The sequence below is a fragment of the Pimelobacter sp. 30-1 genome, from assembly GCF_018831735.1.
In the GTDB taxonomy this organism is placed as follows: Bacteria; Actinomycetota; Actinomycetes; order Propionibacteriales; family Nocardioidaceae; genus Nocardioides.
The window spans coordinates 79,121-99,186 of sequence record NZ_NHTS01000006.1; the positions used below are offsets into that span (position 1 = coordinate 79,121).

The following is a 20,066-nucleotide window of genomic DNA, read 5'->3' on the forward strand; positions in this document are numbered from 1 at the left end:
CTCGACCGACTGACTGTTGCTCGGTGTAACAGATATCACGCCATTTGGTCACGGGTCGGGAGATGTTCACGCGGTGACATGCGGGGACCGTGCCGCGGACGGCGCAGCCCGGCCGCCATCACCAGCAGCGGGACCCGGCCCCGGTGACCGGTCCACGGCACCAGGTAGCGGGCCAGCTCGGCGTCGTCGAAGAGGCGTCCCTCCAGCGCCCAGCCGACGTCCTTGGCGACGTGGTAGTCGCCGTACGAGACGGCGTCGGGATCGCCCAGCGCCCGCTGGCGGACCTCGGCCGCGGTCCACACCCCGATGCCGGGCAGGCCCCGCAGCCGCCGCTCGGCCTCCTCGCCGCTCAGGGTCGCCGCCCGCTCCAGGGCGGCGGCGTGGCGTGCGGCGGTCACCACGGCCCGGCTGCGCGCGGGGTCGATGTGCAGGCGCAGCCACTCCCACGAGGGGATCGCGCGCAGCGTCTCCGCGTCGGGCTGGACCATCAGCCCGAGGCCGCGTGCGGCACCGGGGCCGGGCGCGGGGACGCCGTGGCGTCGTACCAGGGCGCGGAAGCCGGCGAAGGCCTCCTGACCGGTCACCTTCTGCTCGATGATCGAGGGCACCAGCGACTCCAGGACCAGACCGGTCCGGCCCAGCCGCAGGTGCGGGTGCCGGCGCCGGGCCTCGACGAGGACGGGGTGCCGCGGCTCGAAGCCGGTCCAGTCGTCGTGCTCGCCGAGCAGCGCCGGGAGCTGGTCGAGGGCCCAGGCGGCGCCCGGCCCCCAGGCCTCGGCGGCGACGGCACCGCCGGCGTCCTGGTCGCGCACCGCGAGGGTGACCAGGCCCTCCGGCGTACGGCTCCCCCGCCAGTGCCGGCCCTCGACGGCCAGCCGCAACGTCGGGTCGCCACCCCCGCGCCGGTGCTGGCCCAGCAGCGCCGCCACCGGAACCGGGCGACCGGGGTGCCACACGCGGGTGGCGCCGTCCGGGGAGGTCACCGCAGCACTGTACGGCTCCGCGTGGACTAGGCTCTCTCGCGCAACAACGAATCTATTTCATCTCTCTTTCATCTCCTCAGGCTCCGGAGGGCAGTTGAGCATCGACCCGACCCGCAGCCGCCGAGCCCGCCTCGACCAGGAAGCGGTGCTCCAGGCGGCCGAGGCGCTCGTCGACCGCGACGGGTACGACGCGCTGACGATGACCTCGCTCGCCACCGAGCTCGAGGCCCGGGTGTCGTCGCTCTACAACCACGTCGCGAACCTCGAGGACCTGCGCGCCCTCATCCAGGTCCGCGCGATGCGGCTGCTCGGCGACCACGTCCGCAAGGCGGCCATGGGCCACGCCGGGCTCACCGGCCTGCGCGCCCTGAGCCACGCGCTGCGCGCCTTCGCCCGTACCCACCCCCAGCGCTACGCCGCCCTGACCCGGCCCCCGATCGACCGCGAGGCGTTCTACGCCGCCGCGCTCGACGCGATCGAGGCGCTGGCCGTCATGGTCCGCTCCGCGGGCCTGCCCGACGACCGGCTGCTGCAGAGCGCGATGGCGCTGTTCGCCTCGCTCCACGGCTTCGTCTCGCTCGAGGTCGCCGGCTACTTCGGCGACCTGTCCGGCACCAGCGCGGAGTCTCTCGACCTCGACCTGGTCTACGAGCAGGTCATCGACGGCGCCGTCACCGCCGCCTCCCTGGAAGCCACGCGCTGACGCGATGCTGCTCCACGACCTCGTCGACGTCTCCCGCGCGGTGGCGGCGACGCGGTCGCGCAAGGAGAAGGTGCGGCTCCTCGCCGACCTGCTGAACGCCGCCGCTCCCGGTGAGCGGGACCTCGTCGCCCACTACCTCGGCGGACGCCTGCGCCAGCGCCGCACCGGCCTGGGCTGGCGCAGCCTGCAGACCCTGCCGCCCCCGGCCCCCGCGCCGACCCTCGAGGTGGGCGAGGTCGACGCGGCCTTCGCGGCGATGGCGCTCCTCGCCGGCCCCGGCTCAGCCGGCCGCCGCGCCGCCGCGGTCGTCGACCTGTTCGGCCGTGCCACCGCCCCCGAGCAGGACTGGCTGCGTGCCGTCACCGTCGGCGAGGTGCGCCAGGGCGCGCTCGAAGCCGTCGTCACCGAGGCCCTCGCCCTCGCCGCGGACGTGCCGCTCGCCGCCGTCCGCCGGGCGGCGATGCTGGCCGGCGGCGCGACGTACGTGGTCGGGGCGGCGTTCGAGGGCCCCGCCGCCCTGGCCGAGGTCGGCCTCACCGTCGGCCGCCCGATCCTGCCCATGCTCGCCTCCTCGGCCCCCGACATCGCCGCCGCCCTCACCAAGGCCGGCGGCAGCGACGGCGGCCTCGTCGGCGTCGACGCCAAGCTCGACGGCATCCGGATCCAGGTCCACCGCGACGGCGACGACGTCCTCGTCGCCACCCGCAGCCTCGACGACATCACCCACCGCCTCCCCGAGGTCGTCGCCATCGTCCGCGCCCTCCCCGCCACCCGCCTCGTCCTCGACGGCGAGGCCCTCTCGCTCGCCCCCGACGGCCGCCCGCGGCCCTTCCAGGAGACGGCCTCGCGGACCGCCACGGACGGTGCATCCGACGGCGCCGTCGTGTCGCCGTACTTCTTCGACGTGCTGCACCGCGACGGCACCGACCTCCTCGACCTCCCCGCCCACGAGCGCTGGCAGGTCCTCGAGGACCTCGTCCCACCCGAGCACCGCGTCCAGCGCTGGATCGGCACCGACCCCACCGCCGCCGCAGACTTCACCACCTCCGTCCTCGCCTCCGGCCACGAGGGCGTCGTCGTCAAGGCCGCCGCGGCGCCGTACGACGCGGGGCGGCGGGGCTCGGCCTGGGTCAAGGTCAAGCCCGTCCACACCCTCGACCTCGTCGTCCTCGCCGTCGAGCACGGCTCCGGCCGCCGCCGCGACTGGCTCTCCAACATCCACCTCGGCGCCCGCGACCCGTCGTCGCCGTCCGGGTTCGTGATGCTGGGCAAGACCTTCAAGGGGATGACCGACGAGATGCTCGCCTGGCAGACCGAGCGGTTCCGGTCGCTGGAGGTGTCCGACGATGGGTGGGTCGTGACCGTGCGGCCCGAGCAGGTCGTCGAGATCGCCTTCGACGGGCTCCAGCGCTCGACGCGCTACCCGGGCGGACTGGCGCTGCGGTTCGCGCGGGTGGTGCGGTACCGGGACGACAAGTCGGCTGACGAGGCGGACACGATCGAGGCGGTGCGGGCGCTGGCGGAAGGCCCCGCTCCGGCCTAGGCCTGAGCCGTCGGCGGCCGACGTCCTCCGGTGCCGCCGGAGCCGAGCCTTCCGGCCACGACGAACCACACCACGACCGGGACCACGAGCCCCGCGCCCAGCAGGATGAAGGTCCAGGTCCGCCGGGTGTCGAGGGCGTCGTCGCAGGTGCGGTACGTATCGGCGATGTCCTTGGCGCTGCTGAGGTTCTCGGCCACCGAGCCGGACAGCCCCGCACTGCCGGCTTCCTCGGCGACGTCGATGAAGCCGTAGGCGAGCTCCTTCGCCGTCTCCTTGTCCCACTCGGGGTCGACCCACGTGCCGCACGTCCGGTTCTCAGGGCTGGCCGGAAGGAAGGTGACGAGCGCCGCACCGACGAGGAGCAGCACGGAGACCGCGAGCGTGGCGCGGAGGACGAGCGATCGCATGGGCGGAGCCTAGGGGCCGCGGACGGATCGCGGCGACAGTTTCGGCGAACACTCGCCAGACTCGTTCGGATTCCACCCCGAGGAGATGTTGCAACACCGAGTTGCACATCGCGTACACTCGCCCCATGGCGACCCACGCACCCGCAACCGACGGACGCCGCAAGGCGGCCGCAGCGCGCCGCAAGGCGCGCCAGGCGGAGATCATCGCAGCCACGCGGCAGATCTTCGACTCCAAGGGTGTGCGCGACGTGCAGATCGAGGAGGTCGCGAGCGCGGTCGGGATCAACCGAGCGATCGTCTACCGGCACTTCACCGGCAAGGAGGAGCTCTTCGCGCTCACGCTCGTGGGCTACCTCGAGGAGCTGCACGACGTGATGGCTGCGGCCGCGGCCGGGTCCGAGGAGCCGGCCCGGCAGCTCGAGGCGATCGTGGGTGCCTTCGTCGACTACGGCGTCGCGCACCCGGCGTTCGTGGACTGCGCGCAGGCGCTGATGGTGCGGCCGGGTGACGAGCTGCTTGACGAGATCGCCGAGGGGCCGCTGTTCAAGCTCGGGCGCGGCATCACCTCGTGCCTGACGGTGCTGTCCGAGACGCTGGCCACCGGCGTCGACAAGGGCGCCTTCCACCTCACCGACGACCCGATCCTGCTCGCCAACGCGCTCTACGCCAGCGGGCTCGGGGCGCTCCAGCTCGCCCGGCTGGGCATCCTGGTCAGCGAGATCGCGCCGGGGATCCCGACGGTCGGCGAGATCTCGTCGGAGCAGGTGCGCTCCTACATGGTCCGCTCGGCGCTGGCGCTGGTCACCGCCGCCTGACCCCCACCCCCAGCCCAGCCCGTACGACGAACGGCCCGCCCCGACAGGGAGCGGGCCGTTCGCGCGAGCGAGCGAGCGGAGCCTCAGCGCTCCATGATCGCGACGACGCCCTGACCGCCGGCCGCGCAGACCGAGATCAGTGCCCGGCCGCCGCCGTTGGCCTGGAGGAGCTTGGCCGTGTTGGCCACGATCCGGCCGCCGGTCGCCGAGAACGGGTGGCCCGCGGCGAGGGAGGAGCCCTTGACGTTGAGCTTGGCGCGGTCGATCGAGCCGAGGGGGGCGTCGAGGCCGAGGCGCTCCTTGCAGAACACCGGGCTCTCCCAGGCGGCGAGCGTCGAGAGGACCTGCGAGGCGAAGGCCTCGTGGATCTCGTAGAAGTCGAAGTCCTGGAGGGTCAGGCCGTTGCGCTCGAGCATCCGCGGTACGGCGTACGCCGGCGCCATGAGCAGGCCCTCGGCACCGTTGACGAAGTCGACCGCGGCGACCTCGGAGTCGACGAAGTAGGCGAGCACCTCGAGGCCGTGGGCCTCGGCCCACTCCTCCGACCCCAGCAGTACGGCGGACGCGCCGTCGGTCAGCGGGGTCGAGTTGCCGGCCGTCATGGTCGCCGCCTCGCCCTTGCCGAAGACCGGCTTGAGCTTGGCGAGCTTCTCGAGCGAGGAGTCGGCGCGCAGGTTGTTGTCGCGCTCCAGGCCGCGGAACGGGGTGATGAGGTCGTCCTGCCACCCCTCGTCGTACGACGCGGCGAGGCGGTGGTGCGAGGTGACGGCGAGCTCGTCCTGGGCCTCGCGGGCGATCTGCCACTCCAGGGCGGTCAGTGCCTGGTGGTCGCCCATCGACAGGCGGGTGCGCGGCTCGCCGTTGGACGGGATCGCCAGGCCGATGTCGCCGGGGCGGATGGTGGCGAGGATCGCGAGGCGGTCCTTGGTGGAGCGCGCGTTGTTGAGCTGGATGAGCTTCTTGCGCAGCTTCTCGGAGATGGCGATCGGCGCGTCGGAGGTGGTGTCGACACCGCCGCCGATGCCGGACTCGATCTGGCCGAGCTTGATCTTGTTGGCGATGTAGTTGATCGCCTGGAGGCCGGTGCCGCAGGCCTGCTGCAGGTCGACGGCCGCGGTCTCGGGCGCGAGCTTGGTGCCGAGCACCGACTCGCGGACCAGGTTGAAGTCGCGGCTGTGCTTGAGGACGGCGCCGCCGGCGACCTCGCCGAGACGTTCACCCTCCAGCCCGAAGCGCGCCACCAGGCCGTCGAGCGCGGCGGTCAGCATCTCCTGGTTGGAGGCGGTGGCGTAGGCCCCGTTGGAGCGAGCGAAGGGGATCCGGTTACCGCCGAGTACGGCGGCCCGACGAACAGTGTCTGCCATGGTTCCATCCTCACCTCTGTCGGTCCTCAGGAGAACCGTTTGAGTGCCAGATCACGAAATGTGGACTCAGAGTTACACATCTAGTTACATAGACTACGAGCGGGCCCGGCCCGTGGACAAACCTTCCGCTGAACCCACACAGATTGCGACCTGAGCATGAGCGACAAGTACCAGGGCTTCGTGAGCTCCCCGATCGGCAAGATCCTCGTCAAGAACCTCGGTCTGCCCAACCCGGTCGAGCTCGACCGCTACACCGCCGGTGACCCGCTCGTGCAGGGCACCGTGCTGGTCGGCGGCACCGGCCGCCTCGCCGAGTCGCTGCCCGGCCTGCTCGACCTGATCGGCGTCGCGTCGACCACCGCCGCCGAGGACGGCCAGAAGCTCAAGGGCCTCGTCTTCGACGCCACCGGGCTCCAGGACGCCGGCGACCTGGTCGCGCTGCGCGACTTCTTCACCCCGGTGCTGCGCAGCCTCGAGCCGTGCGCCCGCGTCGTCGTCCTCGGTACGCCGCCCGAGCAGACCAAGGGCGGCGAGCGGATCGCGCAGCGCGCGCTCGAGGGCTTCACCCGCAGCCTCGGCAAGGAGCTCGGCCGCGGCGCGACCTCCCAGCTCGTCTACGTCGCCGAGGGCCAGGAGGCCGCCGCGACCAGCACGCTGGCGTTCCTCCTCTCCCCCAAGTCGGCCTACGTCTCGGGCCAGGTCGTCCGGATCGGCGCCCACGGCAAGGCCACCACGACCGCGGTCGACGACTGGACCCAGCCGCTGGCCGGCAAGGTCGCGCTCGTCACCGGCGCGAGCCGCGGCATCGGCGAGGCGATCGCTCGGGTGCTGCACCGCGACGGCGCGACGGTGGTCGGGGTCGACGTACCGCAGGCGGCCAGCGAGCTCCAGGCGCTCATGAACGAGCTCGAGGGCGACTGGCTCACCCTCGACATCACCGGCAAGGACGCCCCCCAGCGGATCGCGCACCACCTCAAGGAGAAGCACGGTGGCGTCGACGTCGTCGTCCACAACGCCGGCATCACCCGCGACCGCAAGCTCGCCAACATGGCAGCCAACGACAAGGGCGACCGCTGGACCTCGGTGATCGCGGTCAACCTCACCGCTCCCGAGCTCATCACCCGCGAGCTGCTCGACCAGGGCGTGGTCAACAAGGGCGGCTCGATCGTGGGCGTCGCCTCGATCGCCGGCATCGCCGGCAACGTGGGCCAGACCAACTACGCCGCCTCCAAGGCCGGCGTCATCGGCCTCGTCGACAGCTTCGCCGACGAGCTGAAGGACGGCATCACCATCAACGCCGTCGCGCCGGGCTTCATCATCACCCAGATGACCGCGGCCGTCCCGTTCGCCACCCGCGAGGTCGGCCAGCGCCTCAACGCCATGTCCCAGGGCGGGCTCCCGGTCGACGTCGCCGAGACGATCGCCTGGTACGCCAACCCGGCGTCGTCGGGCGTCAACGGCAATGTCGTGCGGGTCTGCGGCCAGATGATGCTGGGGGCCTGAGCATGGCTCTCCCCGTGATGCTCAAGGCGGCGCTGCCCGCCATCCCGGGCCTCAACCAGCTGCCGGGCATCAAGAAGACCGGCGGTGCGCTGCCCACGGTGACGCTGCGCCGCGACGACGTCGTGGTCGAGCGCACCCAGGTCCAGCGGTACGCCGACGTGTGCGGCTTCCCGAACAAGGACGTCGCCCCGCTCCCCTACCTGCACATGCTGGCGTTCCCGCTGCACATGCAGCTGATGACCGACGCGTCCTTCCCGTTCCCGGCCATCGGCTCGGTGCACCTGGAGAACACGATCGTCCAGCACCGTCCCGTCGCCATCGGCGAGACGGTGTCGCTGGCGCTGACTGCCGACAACCTGCGGGCCAGCACCAAGGGCCGTGCCTGGGACATGAACGTCACCGGCACCGTCGGCGACGAGGTCGTGTGGGAGTCGGTGTCGACGTACCTGCGGGTCGGCAAGGGCGACAAGGACAACGGCGACCCGGGTATGAGCCTGGTCGCCGTCGACGCCAAGGGTCCCGTGTGGAGCCTGGGCAGCGACCTCGGCCGGCGCTACGCGGCGGTGTCGGGCGACCACAACCCGATCCACCTCTACCCGCTGACCGCCAAGGCTCTCGGCTTCCCGCGCCACATCGCCCACGGCATGTGGAGCAAGGCGCGCTGCATCGCGGCGCTCGAGAACCGGCTGCCCGACGCGGTCAAGGTCGAGGTGGCGTTCAAGAAGCCGATCTTCCTGCCGGGCAAGGCGCAGTTCGGCGCCGACGGTACGGCGAGCGGCTGGGACTTCACGCTGGTCAACCCCAAGTCGGGTGCGCCCCACTTGCTGGGACGCACGACCGCGCTGTGACCTGACGGGAGCGACGCACAGGCCCGGTCCCCCAGGTGGGGGCCGGGCCTGCGCGTGTCCGGGGCAGGTCGGGTCAGGCCGCTCCGTCCTGGTCCAGCGCCGCGTAGCGATCGGGCCGGGTCCGCCGGGTCCGCTCGGCGACGACCAGTCCGGAGACGAAGGTGGCCGCGATGCCGCAGCCGAGGACGACGGCCGTGCCGGTGCTCCCGACCAGCAGCGAGAAGTTGGCGATGATCACCACCAGGATCACCGTCAGCCCCGCGCACGCCAGGCCCGGCGCGATCACCGCGTGCCACACGCTCGGGCCCGGCGCCTTGGTGCGGAAGAAGACGATCACCGCCAGGCTGGTCATCGCCATCAGCGCGATGAGCCCCAAGGTGGAGGCGCCGGAGAACCACACGTAGGTCTGGCCGATCGGGTCCCACCCGAGCAGCGCGACGGTCGCCACCGCGGCGAACGAGATGGTCGTGAAGGTCAGCGAGGAGCGCGACGGCGTCCGGTGCCGGTCGCTCACCTCCGCGATCGCGGCCGGCAGCAGGCCCTTGGTCGCCAGCGTGAACTGGTAGCGCGTGATGACGTTGTGGAACGACAGCACGCACGCGAAGAAGCTGGTCACCAGCAGCACCTGGATCACGTCGGTCAGGATGGGCGAGACGTAGGTGGCGGCGAGGTTCTGCACGACGTCCTCGGGGTCCTGCGACGCCTGGTCGACGGCCTGGCCGACGCCGAGCCCCTGCACCACGACCCAGGCGGCGAACGCGTAGAACACCCCGATGAAGACGACGGCGACGTACGTCGCGCGCGGGATGGTCCGGTCGGGATCCTTGGCCTCGTTGCGGAAGACCGCGGTCGCCTCGAAGCCGATGAAGCAGAAGAACGCGAACATCAGGCCGAGGCTCGGCGCCCCCGTCGCGAAGGTGGACGGCGCCAGCGGCGTCATGCTCAGCCCGTCCGCGCCGCCGTGGCCCACGATCGCGACGTCGAGGACGACGACCGCCAGCGTCTCGGCCACCAGGAGCACGGCCAGGACCTTCGAGCTCAGCTCGATGTCGCGGTAGCCGAGCAGACCCACGGCGAGCACCCACGCGAGGGCGCTGCACCACCAGGGCACGCCGACGTGGACCCGGTCGAGCAGCGTCGAGGTGGCGACGCCGAGGTAGGCGTAGAGCGCGATGAGCATGACGGCGTACGACCCGAGCGCCAGCGCGGCCGCGCCGACGCCGACGTGCCGGCCCAGCCCGCGCTGGATGTAGGAGTAGAACGCACCGGCGTTCGGCACGTGCTTGCTCATCGACGTGAAGCCGACCGAGAACAGGCACAGGACGACGGTCGCCACGATGAAGAACTGCGGCGCGGCGGTGCTCCCGCTGGCCGAGATGATGACCGGGACGCTGGCGGTCACCACGGCCAGCGGCGCGGCCGCGGCGACCACCATGAGCACCATCGGTACGACGCCGAGGCCGCGCTGCATCCGGGCCGCGCCGTCGGGCGACGGCTCAGCGGCGCGCGCGACCGGCGGCGCGCCGGACGGGCTCGTCACGAGACCACACCGCGCAGCACGATGCTCTTGACCTGGGTGAACTCCTCCAGGGTGTAGGCGATGCCCTCGCGGCCCAGACCGCTCTTCTTGTAGCCGCCGAACGCCGCCACGTCCGGGCGGTAGGCGTTGCCGCCGTTCACCGAGACGATGCCTGCCTGGATGCGGCGGCCGGCCCGGATCGCCCGCTGGAGGTCGGCGGTGAACACCGCCGCGTTCAGGCCGAGCTGGGAGGCGTTGGCGAGGTCGATCGCCTCGTCGAGCCCGTCGACCGCCAGCACGGAGAACACCGGGCCGAAGATCTCCTCGTCGGTGGCGATGCCGACACCGGTGTCGATCTCCAGCACGGCCGGCGTGAGGAACGCGCCGTCCCGGACGCCCCCGACCAGGAGTCGCGCGCCCTGGCCGACGGCGTCCTGGATCTGGCGCTCGACGCGGCGGGCGGCGTCCACGCTGATGAGCGGTCCCACATCGGTGTGCTCGCTCCTCGGGTCGCCCACGCGCAGCCGGCGCACCCGGTCGCTCAGCGCGGTGACGAACTCGTCGTAGCGCGCGCGGGCGACCATGATGCGCTTGGTCGCGACGCACACCTGCCCGTTGGCGAAGATCCGGCCGGCGACCGCGTGGTCCACGGCGGCCTCGACGTCGGCGTCGTCGCAGACGATGAAGGCGTCGTTCCCGCTGAGCTCGAGGAAGACCCGCACCACGTTGCGACCGGCGTTCGCGGCGACGATGGTGCCGACCTCGGTGCTGCCGGTGAACGTCACCGCGGCGATGTCGGGGCTCTGCGAGAGGTGGCTGCCGACGACCTCGCCGTAGCCGGTGACGAGCTGGAGGGCCGCGCCGGGCACGCCCGCCCGGTGCAGGATCTCGGTCAGCAGGATCGTGACCAGGGGGTCGTCCTCCGGCGGCTTGACCACGATGGCGTTGCCCGCGGCCAGCGCGGCGCCGACCTTGTGGGCGTAGAGCTCGGCGGGGAAGTTGAACGGCACGATGCCGACCAGGACGCCGAGCGGCTCGCGCACGGTGATCATCAGGTCGGACTCGAGGCCCTCCTGGATGTCGAGCGGGATCGTCTGCCCGAACAGGCGCAGCGACTCCTCGGCGAAGCCCTCGAAGATGCGCGCCGTCGTGTCGATCTCGGCGGTGGCGTCGGCGATCGTCTTGCCGTTCTCGGCCGACAGCACGGCGCTGAGCTCGTCGCGGCGGGCGCGGATCTCGGCCACGGCGGCCTTGAGGATCGCCACCCGGCGGTACGCGGGCGTGGCCGCCCAGGCGGCAGCGCCCTCGGGGGCGGCGTCGAGCGCGGCCTGGGCGTCGGCGGCGGTGCCCGCGGGGATGGTTCCCAGGAGCGCGCCGTCGTACTTGTTGCGGACCTCGATGATCTCGCTGGACGCGCTGTCGCGCTCCTGTCCCGCGATCGACATCCGGTAGCGGACCAGCGTCTCGGCCGGTGCGTTCATCTGCGAGCCTCCTGTCATTCGGCGCCAAGTTGGGTGGCGAAAACGAAGCAGAACGGCGTGCTTCGGGGGGCGCGATCCGAAGATCGTGCCGGGTGGGGCCGGCAGTCTTCGATGATCTTCACCGGGCGGCCGGGGCGACCGGGCCACCCCGGAAGGTTCTTCGGCCGCTCAGCGCACCGGGTGCCTCATCTCCTCGTACCCGGTGACGTACTCCATGTGCTGCACGCCGATCAGGTGGTCGAACATGATGCTCGTCGTGGTGGCCGCCACCGGTCCGGCGCTGAGCTTGGTGGCGACGAAGTCGCGCAGCTGCGAGCTCGACGTGCACGCGACGTGGATCAGGAAGTCGTCGGGACCGCCCATGAAGAAGACGTTGATCACCTGGGGGAACTGGATCACCCGGCTCGCATAGGTCTTGACCTGGTTGCGCGCCTGGGCCTGCAACCGCACGAAGACGATGGCCTGGATCGGGAACCCGAGCGCCTCGTAGTTGACGAAGGCGTTGACCGACTTGATCACCCCGAGGTTCGTGAGGCGCTTGACCCGGGCGTGGCAGGTCGACGGGGCGATGCCCGCCTTGCGGGCCAGGTCGTTGTTGGACATCCGGCCGTCGGTCGTCAGCTCCCACAGCAGGATCTCGTCGATCTCGTCGATCTTGATCTCTCGCGAACGCTCGTCCACGTAGCGCGCCATCGGTGGTCCTTCCCTCGTGCGGCAGAAACTTCGGGCGGAGCCCGGGTGCGCCCACCTTGGACGAAGAACCTGCCTGAATCAAGCCTTGTTACGAGAGGTCTTCGGCAGCGACCACATGGAATCGAAACTTCTCCCACTCTTGCTCTTCCGCGGGGCCACCGACCCCCACGACCAAGGAGCAGTGATCCCATGATCCCGCCGAAGGACACCCCCGAGCGGCAGGCCGCGCTCGACCGCCTCACCGAACGCGCCCGGTTCGTCCGGCTCGAGACCGTGCGCCTGTCCCGGGTCGCCGGGGCCGGCCACTACACCTCGTCGTTCTCGGCCGCCGAGCTGTTCGCCGCGCTGTACTACGCGGTGCTCGACCTGCGGCCCGACGAGCCGGCCTGGCCCGACCGCGACCGCTTCGTGCTGAGCAAGGGGCACGCGGCGATCGGGCTGTACCCGGTGCTGGCCGACCTGGGCTTCTTCCCGCCCTCGGACCTCGACACCTACACCCGGCTCGGCAGCCCGTTCGGCGACCACCCGGACATGAAGAAGGTCGCCGGCATCGACTTCAGCTCCGGCTCGCTCGGGCACGGGCTCTCGATCGCGGTCGGCATGGCGCTGGGCGCCCGCATCGGCGAGCGCCCGTACCGCACGTTCTGCATGCTCGGCGACGGCGAGCTGCACGAGGGCCAGGTCTGGGAGGCCGCCAACGCCGCCGGGCACTACCGGCTCGGCCGGCTCGTGGCGATCGTGGACCGCAACCAGCTCTGCATCGACGGCTTCACCGACGACGTGATGAGCGTCGAGCCCGTCGAGGACCGGTTCGCCGCCTTCGGCTGGCAGACCCACCGGGTCGACGGCCACGACCTCGACGCCGTGCTCGACGTCTTCGACGCCCTGCCGGACGATCCGGACGGACCGCCGCAGGTGATCGTGGCCGACACGGTCAAGGGCCGCGGGGTGCGGCTCATGGAGTTCAACCCGGACTGGCACGTCGGCAACCTCGTCGGCGCCGACTACGACGACGTGATCGCGGAGCTGCAGGCCGGCCTGCAGCCGATGGAGGCAGCGAAGTGAGCGAGATGACCACCTTCCAGGACCAGGCCGAGATCTTCGGCGGCGGGGCGACCGAGCTGCGGGAGGAGGGCTCCTTCGACGGGAGCGACGTCAGCTCGATCCCGGCGTTCGTCTTCGGCGAGGAGCTCGCCGACCTCGCCGACCACGACCCGCGGATCGTCGTACTGACCGCGGACCTCGCCAGCGCCAACCGCGCCACCGACTTCAGCGCGCGGCACCCGGAGCGCTTCTTCAACCTCGGCATCGCCGAGAAGGGGATGATCACCACCGCGGCCGGCATCGCGTCGTGCGGCTACGTGCCGTTCGCGGCGACGTTCGCCTCGTTCTCCGCGCTGCTGTGCGCCGAGCAGATCCGCACCGACTGCGCCTACCCGCGGATGCCCGTGCGCATCGTCGGGCACCACTCCGGCATGTCGATGGGCTTCTACGGCACCAGCCACCACGCCCTGGAGGACCTCGGCATCCTGCGGACCTTCGCCGAGCTGACGGTCGTGTGCGCCACCGACGCCAACCACCTGCGCGCAGTGCTGCGGGCGGCTGCCGACCACCCCGGGGCGATGTACATCCGGCTCGGCCGCGGGCGCGACCCCGAGGTGTACGCCGACGTCCCCGACATCACCCTGGGCAAGGCCGTCCGCCTCCAGGACGGCACGGACCTCACGATCATCGCGACCGGCAGCGAGGTGCACCCCGCGCTGGATGCGGCGGCCGAGCTCGCCGGCGAGGGCATCAGCACCCGCGTCGTGGACATGCACACGATCGCGCCGCTCGACGTCGACGAGGTGCTCGCCGCGGCGCGCGAGACGGGCGCCGTCCTCACCGTCGAGGAGCACAACACCACCAACGGCCTGGGCACTGCGGTCGCCGAGGCGCTCTTCGCCGGCGGCGCTCCGCCTGTGCGGTTCCGCAAGCACGGCGTGCCCGACGAGTACGTGCCGGTCGGTCCCCCGGCCGCGCTGTACGCCGCCTACCGCCTGGACGCCCGCGGGATCGCGGCGGTCGCCCGGGAGCTCCTCGGATGAGCGCCGCGACCACCGTGACCGCGGCCCGGGAGGCCGGACTGGCCGCGCGGGCGCGCCTGGTGATCCCCGGCGGCGGCTACGGCCACATGAACGTCAGCGGGTTCTCCGCCACGCTGCCGCAGTACATGGCGGGCGGGAACGGCAGCCGGGTCACCGATGCCGACGGCACCACCTACCTGGACTTCATGTGCGGGTGGGGGCCGATCGTGCTCGGGCACCAGCACCCGGCGGTGCAGCGGGCGGTCGCCGACCAGGCCGCCCGCGGCGACTGCCTCAACGGGACGCCTCCGGTCATGGTGGAGCTGGCCGAGCTGCTGGTCGACACCGTCGCGCACGCGGACTGGGCGCTGCTGGCAAAGAACGGCACCGACGCCACGACGGCGTGCCTGACGATCGCGCGTGCGGCGACCGGCCGCCGCAAGGTGCTGGTCGCCCACGGGGCGTACCACGGCGCGATCCCCTGGTGCACGCCCGGGACCGCCGGGGTCACGCCCGAGGACCGCGCGCACCTGGACTACTTCGAGTACAACGACCTCGCCTCGGTGCAGGCCGCCGCGGACCGCGCCGGCGACGACCTGGCGGCGGTGATCGTGTGCCCGTTCCGCCACGACGTGGGCCGCGACCAGGAGCTCGCCGACCCGGCGTTCGCCCGCGGCGTGCGGGAGCTGTGCGACCGGACCGGGGCGGCGCTGGTCCTCGACGACGTCCGCTGCGGGTTCCGCCTGGACCTCGCCGGGAGCTGGGAGCCGCTCGGCGTACGGCCGGACCTGTCGGCGTGGTCCAAGGCCATCGCCAACGGCTACGCCCTCGCCGCGGTCACCGGCACCGACGCCCTGCGCGACGCCGCTCAGGGGATCTATGCGACCGGGTCGTTCTGGTTCTCGGCCGTCTCGATGGCCGCGGCGGTCGCGACCATCACCGAGCTCCGCGAGACCGACGCGCTGGCCCGGATCGAGCGCGCGGGCAGCCGGCTGCGCGCGGGGCTCGACCGGCAGGCGGCAGCCCACGGGTTCGCGGTGGTCCAGTCGGGTCCGGTGCAGATGCCGCTGCTCCGGTTCGCCGGGGACGACGACTTCACGCTGACCCGGGCCTGGACGGACGAGGCGGGCGCGCGCGGGGTCTACGTGCACCCGTACCACAACTGGTTCCTCGGGGCCGCCCACACCGACGCCGACATCGACGAGGCGCTCGACCGCACCGACGGCGCGTTCGCGGCCCTGGCCCGCCGATGAGGATCACCGGCGCGGTGCTCGAGGAGATCGGCCGGCCCCGGCCGTACGCCATCTCGCGGCCGATCACCGTGGCCGAGCTGGAGCTCGGGGAGCCCGGCCCGACCGAGCTCCTCGTCAAGGTCGAGGCGGCGGGCGTGTGCCACTCGGACCTCAGCGTGGTCGACGGCAACCGGGTCCGCCCCACGCCGATGCTGCTCGGCCACGAGGCGGCCGGCATCGTCGTCCGCACGGGTGCCGCGGTCACCGACGTCGCGCCGGGCCGGCGCGTGGTGATGTCGTTCCTGCCCCGCTGCGAGCAGTGCGAGGCCTGCGGGCAGGGCGGTCGCATGCCCTGCCCGGCAGGTACCGCCGCCAACAACGCCGGTGCGCTGCTGCACGGGTCCCGGCGCCTCAGCCGCCCCGGCGGCGAGACGGTCCAGCACCACCTCGGCGTCTCGGGCTTCGCCACCCACGCGGTGATCGACCGCGCCTCGGCCGTCCCCGTGGACGCCGACATCCCGCCCGACGTGGCAGCGGTGCTCGGGTGCGCCGTCCTCACCGGCGGCGGCGCGGTCCTCAATGTCGCCCGGCCGGCCCCGGCGGATCCCGTCGTCGTGGTCGGCCTGGGCGGGGTCGGCATGGCGGCGGTCCTGGCCGCCCGGGCGCTGGGGGTCCGGCGGATCGTCGCGGTGGACACCGTCGCCGCCAAGCTGGACCAGGCCCGGGACCTCGGCGCCACCGAGGCCTGGACGCCGGACGAGCTGGTCGAGCGCGGCGTCCGGGCGCCGTACGTCATCGAGTGCGCGGGTCACCCCAGCGCCTTCGAGACGGCCTTCGCGGCGACCGCCCCCGGCGGCACGACCGTCACCGTCGGGCTGCCCTCCCCCACCGCCCGCGCGGCGATCTCGCCGCTGACCGTCACCGCGGAGGCCCGCACCGTCGTCGGCAGCTACCTCGGCTCGGCCGTCCCCGCGCGCGACATCCCCCGCTACGCGCAGATGTGGCGCGACGGCATCCTGCCGGTGGACCGGCTGATCTCGTCGCGGATCGGCCTGGACCGGATCAACGAGGCGATGGACCTCCTCGCCGACGGTACGACGGTCCGGCAGGTCGTCGTGCTCGACTGACTAGGGCGCCGAGGCGCCGACGGGGAAGCGCGCGGCACCCGTCGCCGGGCAGCACCAGACGGCGGCGTCGTCGACCAGACCGGCCTGCAGCGGGTGGTGGGGGTGCAGGTCGCAGGGCGGGAGCGGCCGGCCCCAGCCGGCCGACGACTCGACGAGCTCGTCCTGGAGCTGGTCGGCCAGGCGGAGCAGGAGGTGCTGCCGGGACTCGGAGTCGTCGCCGGCCAGCCAGATCCGGGCGTCGCCGTCGAGGTCCGACTCGGAGGAGATGCAGATCCAGGCGGCGCCGTCGGCGTCCGGCCCACGGTCCGGCACCACCCGCGCGAAGCGCCAGGCGGCCGCGACCTCGCGCGGGAAGTCCCGCAGCACCGCGGCGACCAGGTCGCCGACCTCGTCGGGGACGGCTGCGTCCGGCACCACGGTCAGTCCCGGCGGGTGGGCCGGATCAGCCCCTCCTGGGCGACGGTCGCGACGAGCGTCCCGTCCTGGGTGAACACCCTGCCCAGCGCGAGCCCGCGCCCACCCGAGGCGGACGGCGACCACTGGTCGTAGAGCCACCACTCGTCGGCGCGGAAGGGCCGGTGGAACCAGATGGTGTGGTCGAGCGAGGCCATCTGGACCTTGTCGGGGGTGTGCTTCGGGTGGGCGGCGAGCGCGGCGCCGAGGATGGAGACGTCGCTGGCGTAGGTGAACGTGGCGAGGTGCTCGATCGGGTCGTCGCTGAGCCGGCCGTCGACGCGGATCCAGGCGCGGGCCTGGGAGGGGCGGGAGGCGTCGAGGGCGTCGAGGCCGTAGGCCGAGCTGCCGAGCCAGCGCACGTCGAGGGCGGCCCACTCCTTGCTGAGGCCGTCGTCGGTGCCGCGGTCGGCCATGAGCTGCATGAGATTGAGACCCTCGTCGGGCGGCTTGACGTCGGGCATGAGGTCCTGGTGCTCCAGGCCCTCCTCGGCGCGCTGGAAGTTGAGCGACTGGTAGTAGATCGGCCGGCCGTGCTGGCGGGCGAGGACCCGGCGGGTGGCGAACGAGCGGCCGTCGCGGATGCGCTCGACGTCGTAGATGATCGGGACCGTGTAGTCGCCGGGCAGCAGGAAGTACGAGTGCAGCGAGTGGACGTGCATGCCGTCGTCGACCGTGCGGGTGGCGGCGATGAGGGCCTGGGCGGCGACCTGGCCGCCGTAGACGCGCTGCCGGATGGTCTCGGGCTGCTGGCCGCGGAACAGGTCGGTGTCGAGCTGCTCCAGGTCGAGCAGCGAGACCAGCTTGCGCGTGGCCTCGCCCATCTCGCGCTTCTCACCCAGGTCTGTCACGGGGTGCCTCCGGTCTCGTCGGGGCCCTCGAGCCCGGCCAGGAACTGCTCGAACTGGCGGCCGATCTCTTCTCCGGTGGGCAGCGGCTCATCCTCGGCGAGGAGGCTGCTGCCCTCTTCCTCGGCGCGGGCGAAGGTGTCGTACTGCTGCTCCAGCGCGGTGACGACGTCGGCGACCTCGTCGTTGGCGGAGAGGTAGCGGGTGATCTCGTCCTCGCGGTCGTCGGCGAGCTCGCGGACCTCGGTCAGGTCGATGGTCAGCCGGGCGGCGAGCTCGACCTGCTCCAGCAGCGAGAGCGAGGCGCGCGGGTAGTCGAGCTGGGCCAGGTAGTGCGGCACGTGGGCGACGAAGCCCTGGGCGTCGTGGCCCCACTCCCCCAGCCGGACCTCGAGCAGCGCCTGGACGCTGCTGGGCACGCGGAGCTCACCGCGCCACGGGCTGGTGCCGGTGATCAGGTCGGGGTTGTTGGCGTGGTGGGTGATCGCGATGGGCCGGGTGTGCGGCACGGCCATCGGCACGGATCCCATCGAGACGACCAGCGTCACGCCGAAGCGCTCGATCACCGCGCGCACCGCGCGGCAGAACGCCTCCCAGCGGATGTCGGGCTCCGGCCCGTGCAGCAGCAGGTACGGCGAGCCGCCCGCGTCCCGCAGCATCCGTACGACGAGCCGCGGGGCCTCGTAGCCCTCGTAGTGGTCGCGCGCGAACGTGAGCGGGGGCCGGCGGGCCCGGTAGTCGTGCAGCTCGTCGACGTCGAAGGTCGCGACCACGACGCCGCCGCCCTCGGGCGAGGCCGCACCGGTGCGGACCAGGTGCCGGCAGGCGAGCGCGCCGGCGTTGCCCGCGTCGAGGAATCCCTCGAGCGCGACGATCATCGGCAGCGTCTCGACACCCTCGAGCTCGGGCACCTCGTCGACGATGTGGACGAGGCGGGTCGATGAGGTCACGCGGAAAGACTATTCCCCCGCTCCTTCTCCGCGGCGCCGAGGCGGCTGTGCCGGCGTCCGTAGAGGAAGTAGACGACGACGCCGATCGCCATCCAGGCCAGGAACCGGATCCACGTGTCGCCGGTCAGGTTGAGCATCAGGTAGAAGCACATCAGCGTCGAGACGGCGGCCACGAGCGGCGCGAACGGCGTCCGGAAGCCGCGCGGGAGGTCCGGGCGGGACCGACGCAGGACGACCACGCCGATGCTCACCAGCATGAACGCGAAGAGCGTGCCGATGTTGACCAGGTGGGCCAGCGTGCTGAGGTCGACGAAGCCGGCCAGCGCGGCCACGCCGATGCCGGTCACGATGGTGATCCGGTAGGGCGAGCCGTAGGTCGGGTGCACCTTGGCCAGCGGCCGCGGGAGCAGTCCGTCGCGGGCCATCGCGAAGGCGACCCGGGTCTGGCCGAGCATGAGGATCATCGCGACCACGACCAGCCCGATGCACGCGCCGATCGAGATGAGGTCGGGCATCCAGCTCACGCCGGCGGCCTTGAAGGCGTCGGCGAGCGGCGCGGCGCTGTTGGGGTCGATGTCCTGGTAGGAGCGCACGCCGGTGACGACGAGGCTGACCGCGGCGTAGAGCACGGTGACGATCGCCAGCGAGCCGAGGATGCCGATGGGCACGTCGCGCTGGGGGTTCTTGGTCTCCTCGGCCGTGGTGGCGACGATGTCGAAGCCGATGAAGGCGAAGAACACGATGGCCGCGCCCGAGATGACCCCGGCGATGCCGAAGACCGCCGGCTCCAGGCCGAGCAGGCTGGTGATGAGCGGGACGTCGGCGAAGCCGCCCTCGGACTGCGGGGCGGGCTGGGCGTCGGGGATGAACGGCGTCCAGTTGCTGAGCTTGATGTGCGCGATGCCGACCACGATGACCGCGGCGACCACGACGAGCTTGAGCGCGACGACGACCTGGTTGATCCGGCTGGAGAACTTCGTGCCGCGCACCAGCAGGAAGGTGACCAGCAGCGCGATCACCATCGCGGGCAGGTCGACCACGCCGGTCGCCGCCGAGCTGATCTGGGTGGGCAGCGTGACGTCGACGATGCTCAGCACCTCTTGGAGGTACGCCGAGAAGCCCGTCGAGAGCGCTGCGGCGCCGACGGTGAACTCGAGCACCAGGTCCCAGCCGATGATCCAGGCGACCAGCTCGCCGAGCGTGGCGTAGCTGAACGTGTAGGCGCTGCCCGCGACCGGCACGGTCGAGGCGAGCTCGGCGTAGCAGAGCGCGGCGAGGCCGCAGGCGACGGCGGCGATGACGAAGCTCAGGGCGAGCGCCGGGCCGGCGTTGCTGGCCGCGACGGTGCCGGTGAGCACGAAGATGCCGGCGCCGATGATCACGCCGACGCCGAAGACCGTCAGGTCGAGCGCGGAGAGGTCCTTGCGCAGCCGGTGGCCGGGCTCGTCGGTGTCGGCGATCGACTGCTCGACGGACTTGGTGCGGAACAGGCTCACGGCGGCGACGTTACCCCGATCCGGGCGTCTCAGCC

The 20,066-nt window shown here is 72.3% G+C and carries 19 protein-coding genes; 9 read left to right on the forward strand and 10 right to left on the reverse strand.

Features of this window, described 5'->3' with window-relative positions; all coding sequences use genetic code 11:
• Window positions 1-35: 35 nt before the first annotated feature.
• Window positions 36-983 carry a DNA-3-methyladenine glycosylase 2 family protein gene (locus tag CCO04_RS15335; protein WP_308281252.1) on the reverse strand — a complete coding sequence of 316 codons (948 nt, stop codon included), beginning with the start codon at window positions 981-983 and terminating at the stop codon, window positions 36-38.
• A gap of 94 nt (window positions 984-1,077) precedes the next feature.
• Here CCO04_RS15335 and CCO04_RS15340 point away from each other — a divergent pair, with 94 nt between their 5' ends.
• Window positions 1,078-1,686, forward strand: a complete 609-nt coding sequence (locus CCO04_RS15340; protein WP_215815018.1) for a TetR/AcrR family transcriptional regulator — start codon at window positions 1,078-1,080, stop codon at window positions 1,684-1,686.
• Window positions 1,687-1,690: 4 nt separating this feature from the next.
• Window positions 1,691-3,229, forward strand: a complete 1,539-nt coding sequence (locus tag CCO04_RS15345) for an ATP-dependent DNA ligase (protein ID WP_215815019.1) — start codon at window positions 1,691-1,693, stop codon at window positions 3,227-3,229.
• On the opposite strand, the gene CCO04_RS15350 is transcribed toward CCO04_RS15345, so the two are convergent.
• Complete coding sequence (locus CCO04_RS15350; protein ID WP_215815020.1) at window positions 3,226-3,636, reverse strand: hypothetical protein; 411 nt, start codon at window positions 3,634-3,636, stop codon at window positions 3,226-3,228. The genes CCO04_RS15345 and CCO04_RS15350 overlap by 4 nt on opposite strands.
• Before the next feature lie 125 nt (window positions 3,637-3,761).
• Here CCO04_RS15350 and CCO04_RS15355 point away from each other — a divergent pair, with 125 nt between their 5' ends.
• A complete protein-coding gene (locus CCO04_RS15355) occupies window positions 3,762-4,451 on the forward strand; it encodes a TetR/AcrR family transcriptional regulator (RefSeq protein ID WP_215815021.1) in 690 nt (229 codons plus the stop codon).
• Window positions 4,452-4,534: 83 nt separating this feature from the next.
• On the opposite strand, the gene CCO04_RS15360 is transcribed toward CCO04_RS15355, so the two are convergent.
• Window positions 4,535-5,815 (reverse strand): acetyl-CoA C-acetyltransferase, encoded by a 1,281-nt coding sequence (locus tag CCO04_RS15360; RefSeq protein WP_215815022.1) that lies wholly within the window; start codon window positions 5,813-5,815, stop codon window positions 4,535-4,537.
• A 156-nt stretch (window positions 5,816-5,971) separates the two neighbouring features.
• Here CCO04_RS15360 and CCO04_RS15365 point away from each other — a divergent pair, with 156 nt between their 5' ends.
• Window positions 5,972-7,318 carry a 3-oxoacyl-ACP reductase gene (locus CCO04_RS15365; RefSeq protein WP_215815023.1) on the forward strand — a complete coding sequence of 449 codons (1,347 nt, stop codon included), beginning with the start codon at window positions 5,972-5,974 and terminating at the stop codon, window positions 7,316-7,318.
• A gap of 2 nt (window positions 7,319-7,320) precedes the next feature.
• Entirely contained in the window at window positions 7,321-8,166 is an 846-nt protein-coding gene (locus tag CCO04_RS15370) for a MaoC/PaaZ C-terminal domain-containing protein (RefSeq protein ID WP_215815024.1), read from the forward strand.
• A gap of 73 nt (window positions 8,167-8,239) precedes the next feature.
• Here CCO04_RS15370 and CCO04_RS15375 read toward each other — a convergent pair whose 3' ends face one another.
• The 3 genes from CCO04_RS15375 to CCO04_RS15385 all read right to left on the reverse strand — a co-directional run bounded on the left by CCO04_RS15375 (window position 8,240) and on the right by CCO04_RS15385 (window position 11,859).
• Window positions 8,240-9,706 (reverse strand): APC family permease, encoded by a 1,467-nt coding sequence (locus tag CCO04_RS15375; protein ID WP_215815025.1) that lies wholly within the window; start codon window positions 9,704-9,706, stop codon window positions 8,240-8,242.
• Window positions 9,703-11,166, reverse strand: coding sequence for an aldehyde dehydrogenase (locus tag CCO04_RS15380; RefSeq protein WP_215815026.1), 1,464 nt, complete (start codon window positions 11,164-11,166; stop codon window positions 9,703-9,705). Before CCO04_RS15380 ends, CCO04_RS15375 begins: the two co-directional genes overlap by 4 nt.
• Window positions 11,167-11,334: 168 nt before the next feature.
• On the reverse strand, window positions 11,335-11,859 hold the full coding sequence (locus CCO04_RS15385) for an Lrp/AsnC family transcriptional regulator (RefSeq protein WP_215815027.1): 525 nt from the start codon (window positions 11,857-11,859) through the stop codon (window positions 11,335-11,337).
• A gap of 189 nt (window positions 11,860-12,048) precedes the next feature.
• Between CCO04_RS15385 and CCO04_RS15390 the strand changes: the two genes are divergently transcribed.
• From CCO04_RS15390 to CCO04_RS15405, 4 genes are read left to right on the forward strand one after another with little or no spacing between them, the layout of a single operon-like run.
• A complete protein-coding gene (locus CCO04_RS15390; protein WP_215815028.1) occupies window positions 12,049-12,924 on the forward strand; it encodes a transketolase in 876 nt (291 codons plus the stop codon).
• A gap of 5 nt (window positions 12,925-12,929) precedes the next feature.
• A complete protein-coding gene (locus CCO04_RS15395) occupies window positions 12,930-13,946 on the forward strand; it encodes a transketolase family protein (protein WP_252373387.1) in 1,017 nt (338 codons plus the stop codon).
• Window positions 13,943-15,178 carry an aminotransferase class III-fold pyridoxal phosphate-dependent enzyme gene (locus CCO04_RS15400; RefSeq protein WP_215815030.1) on the forward strand — a complete coding sequence of 412 codons (1,236 nt, stop codon included), beginning with the start codon at window positions 13,943-13,945 and terminating at the stop codon, window positions 15,176-15,178. Before CCO04_RS15395 ends, CCO04_RS15400 begins: the two co-directional genes overlap by 4 nt.
• A complete protein-coding gene (locus CCO04_RS15405; protein WP_215815031.1) occupies window positions 15,175-16,284 on the forward strand; it encodes a zinc-binding dehydrogenase in 1,110 nt (369 codons plus the stop codon). The genes CCO04_RS15400 and CCO04_RS15405 overlap by 4 nt, the downstream gene beginning before the upstream one ends.
• On the opposite strand, the gene CCO04_RS15410 is transcribed toward CCO04_RS15405, so the two are convergent.
• Genes CCO04_RS15410 through CCO04_RS15425 form a run of 4 tightly spaced genes read right to left on the reverse strand, consistent with a single transcriptional unit; the run spans window position 16,285 to window position 20,031 of the window.
• Entirely contained in the window at window positions 16,285-16,698 is a 414-nt protein-coding gene (locus CCO04_RS15410; RefSeq protein ID WP_215815032.1) for a hypothetical protein, read from the reverse strand.
• Between the two features lie 5 nt (window positions 16,699-16,703).
• On the reverse strand, window positions 16,704-17,588 hold the full coding sequence (locus CCO04_RS15415) for an acyl-CoA thioesterase II (RefSeq protein WP_308220373.1): 885 nt from the start codon (window positions 17,586-17,588) through the stop codon (window positions 16,704-16,706).
• On the reverse strand, window positions 17,585-18,535 hold the full coding sequence (locus CCO04_RS15420; protein WP_308281253.1) for a PAC2 family protein: 951 nt from the start codon (window positions 18,533-18,535) through the stop codon (window positions 17,585-17,587). The genes CCO04_RS15415 and CCO04_RS15420 overlap by 4 nt, the downstream gene beginning before the upstream one ends.
• Complete coding sequence (locus CCO04_RS15425; protein ID WP_215815033.1) at window positions 18,532-20,031, reverse strand: amino acid permease; 1,500 nt, start codon at window positions 20,029-20,031, stop codon at window positions 18,532-18,534. Before CCO04_RS15425 ends, CCO04_RS15420 begins: the two co-directional genes overlap by 4 nt.
• Between the last annotated feature and the right edge of the window lie 35 nt (window positions 20,032-20,066).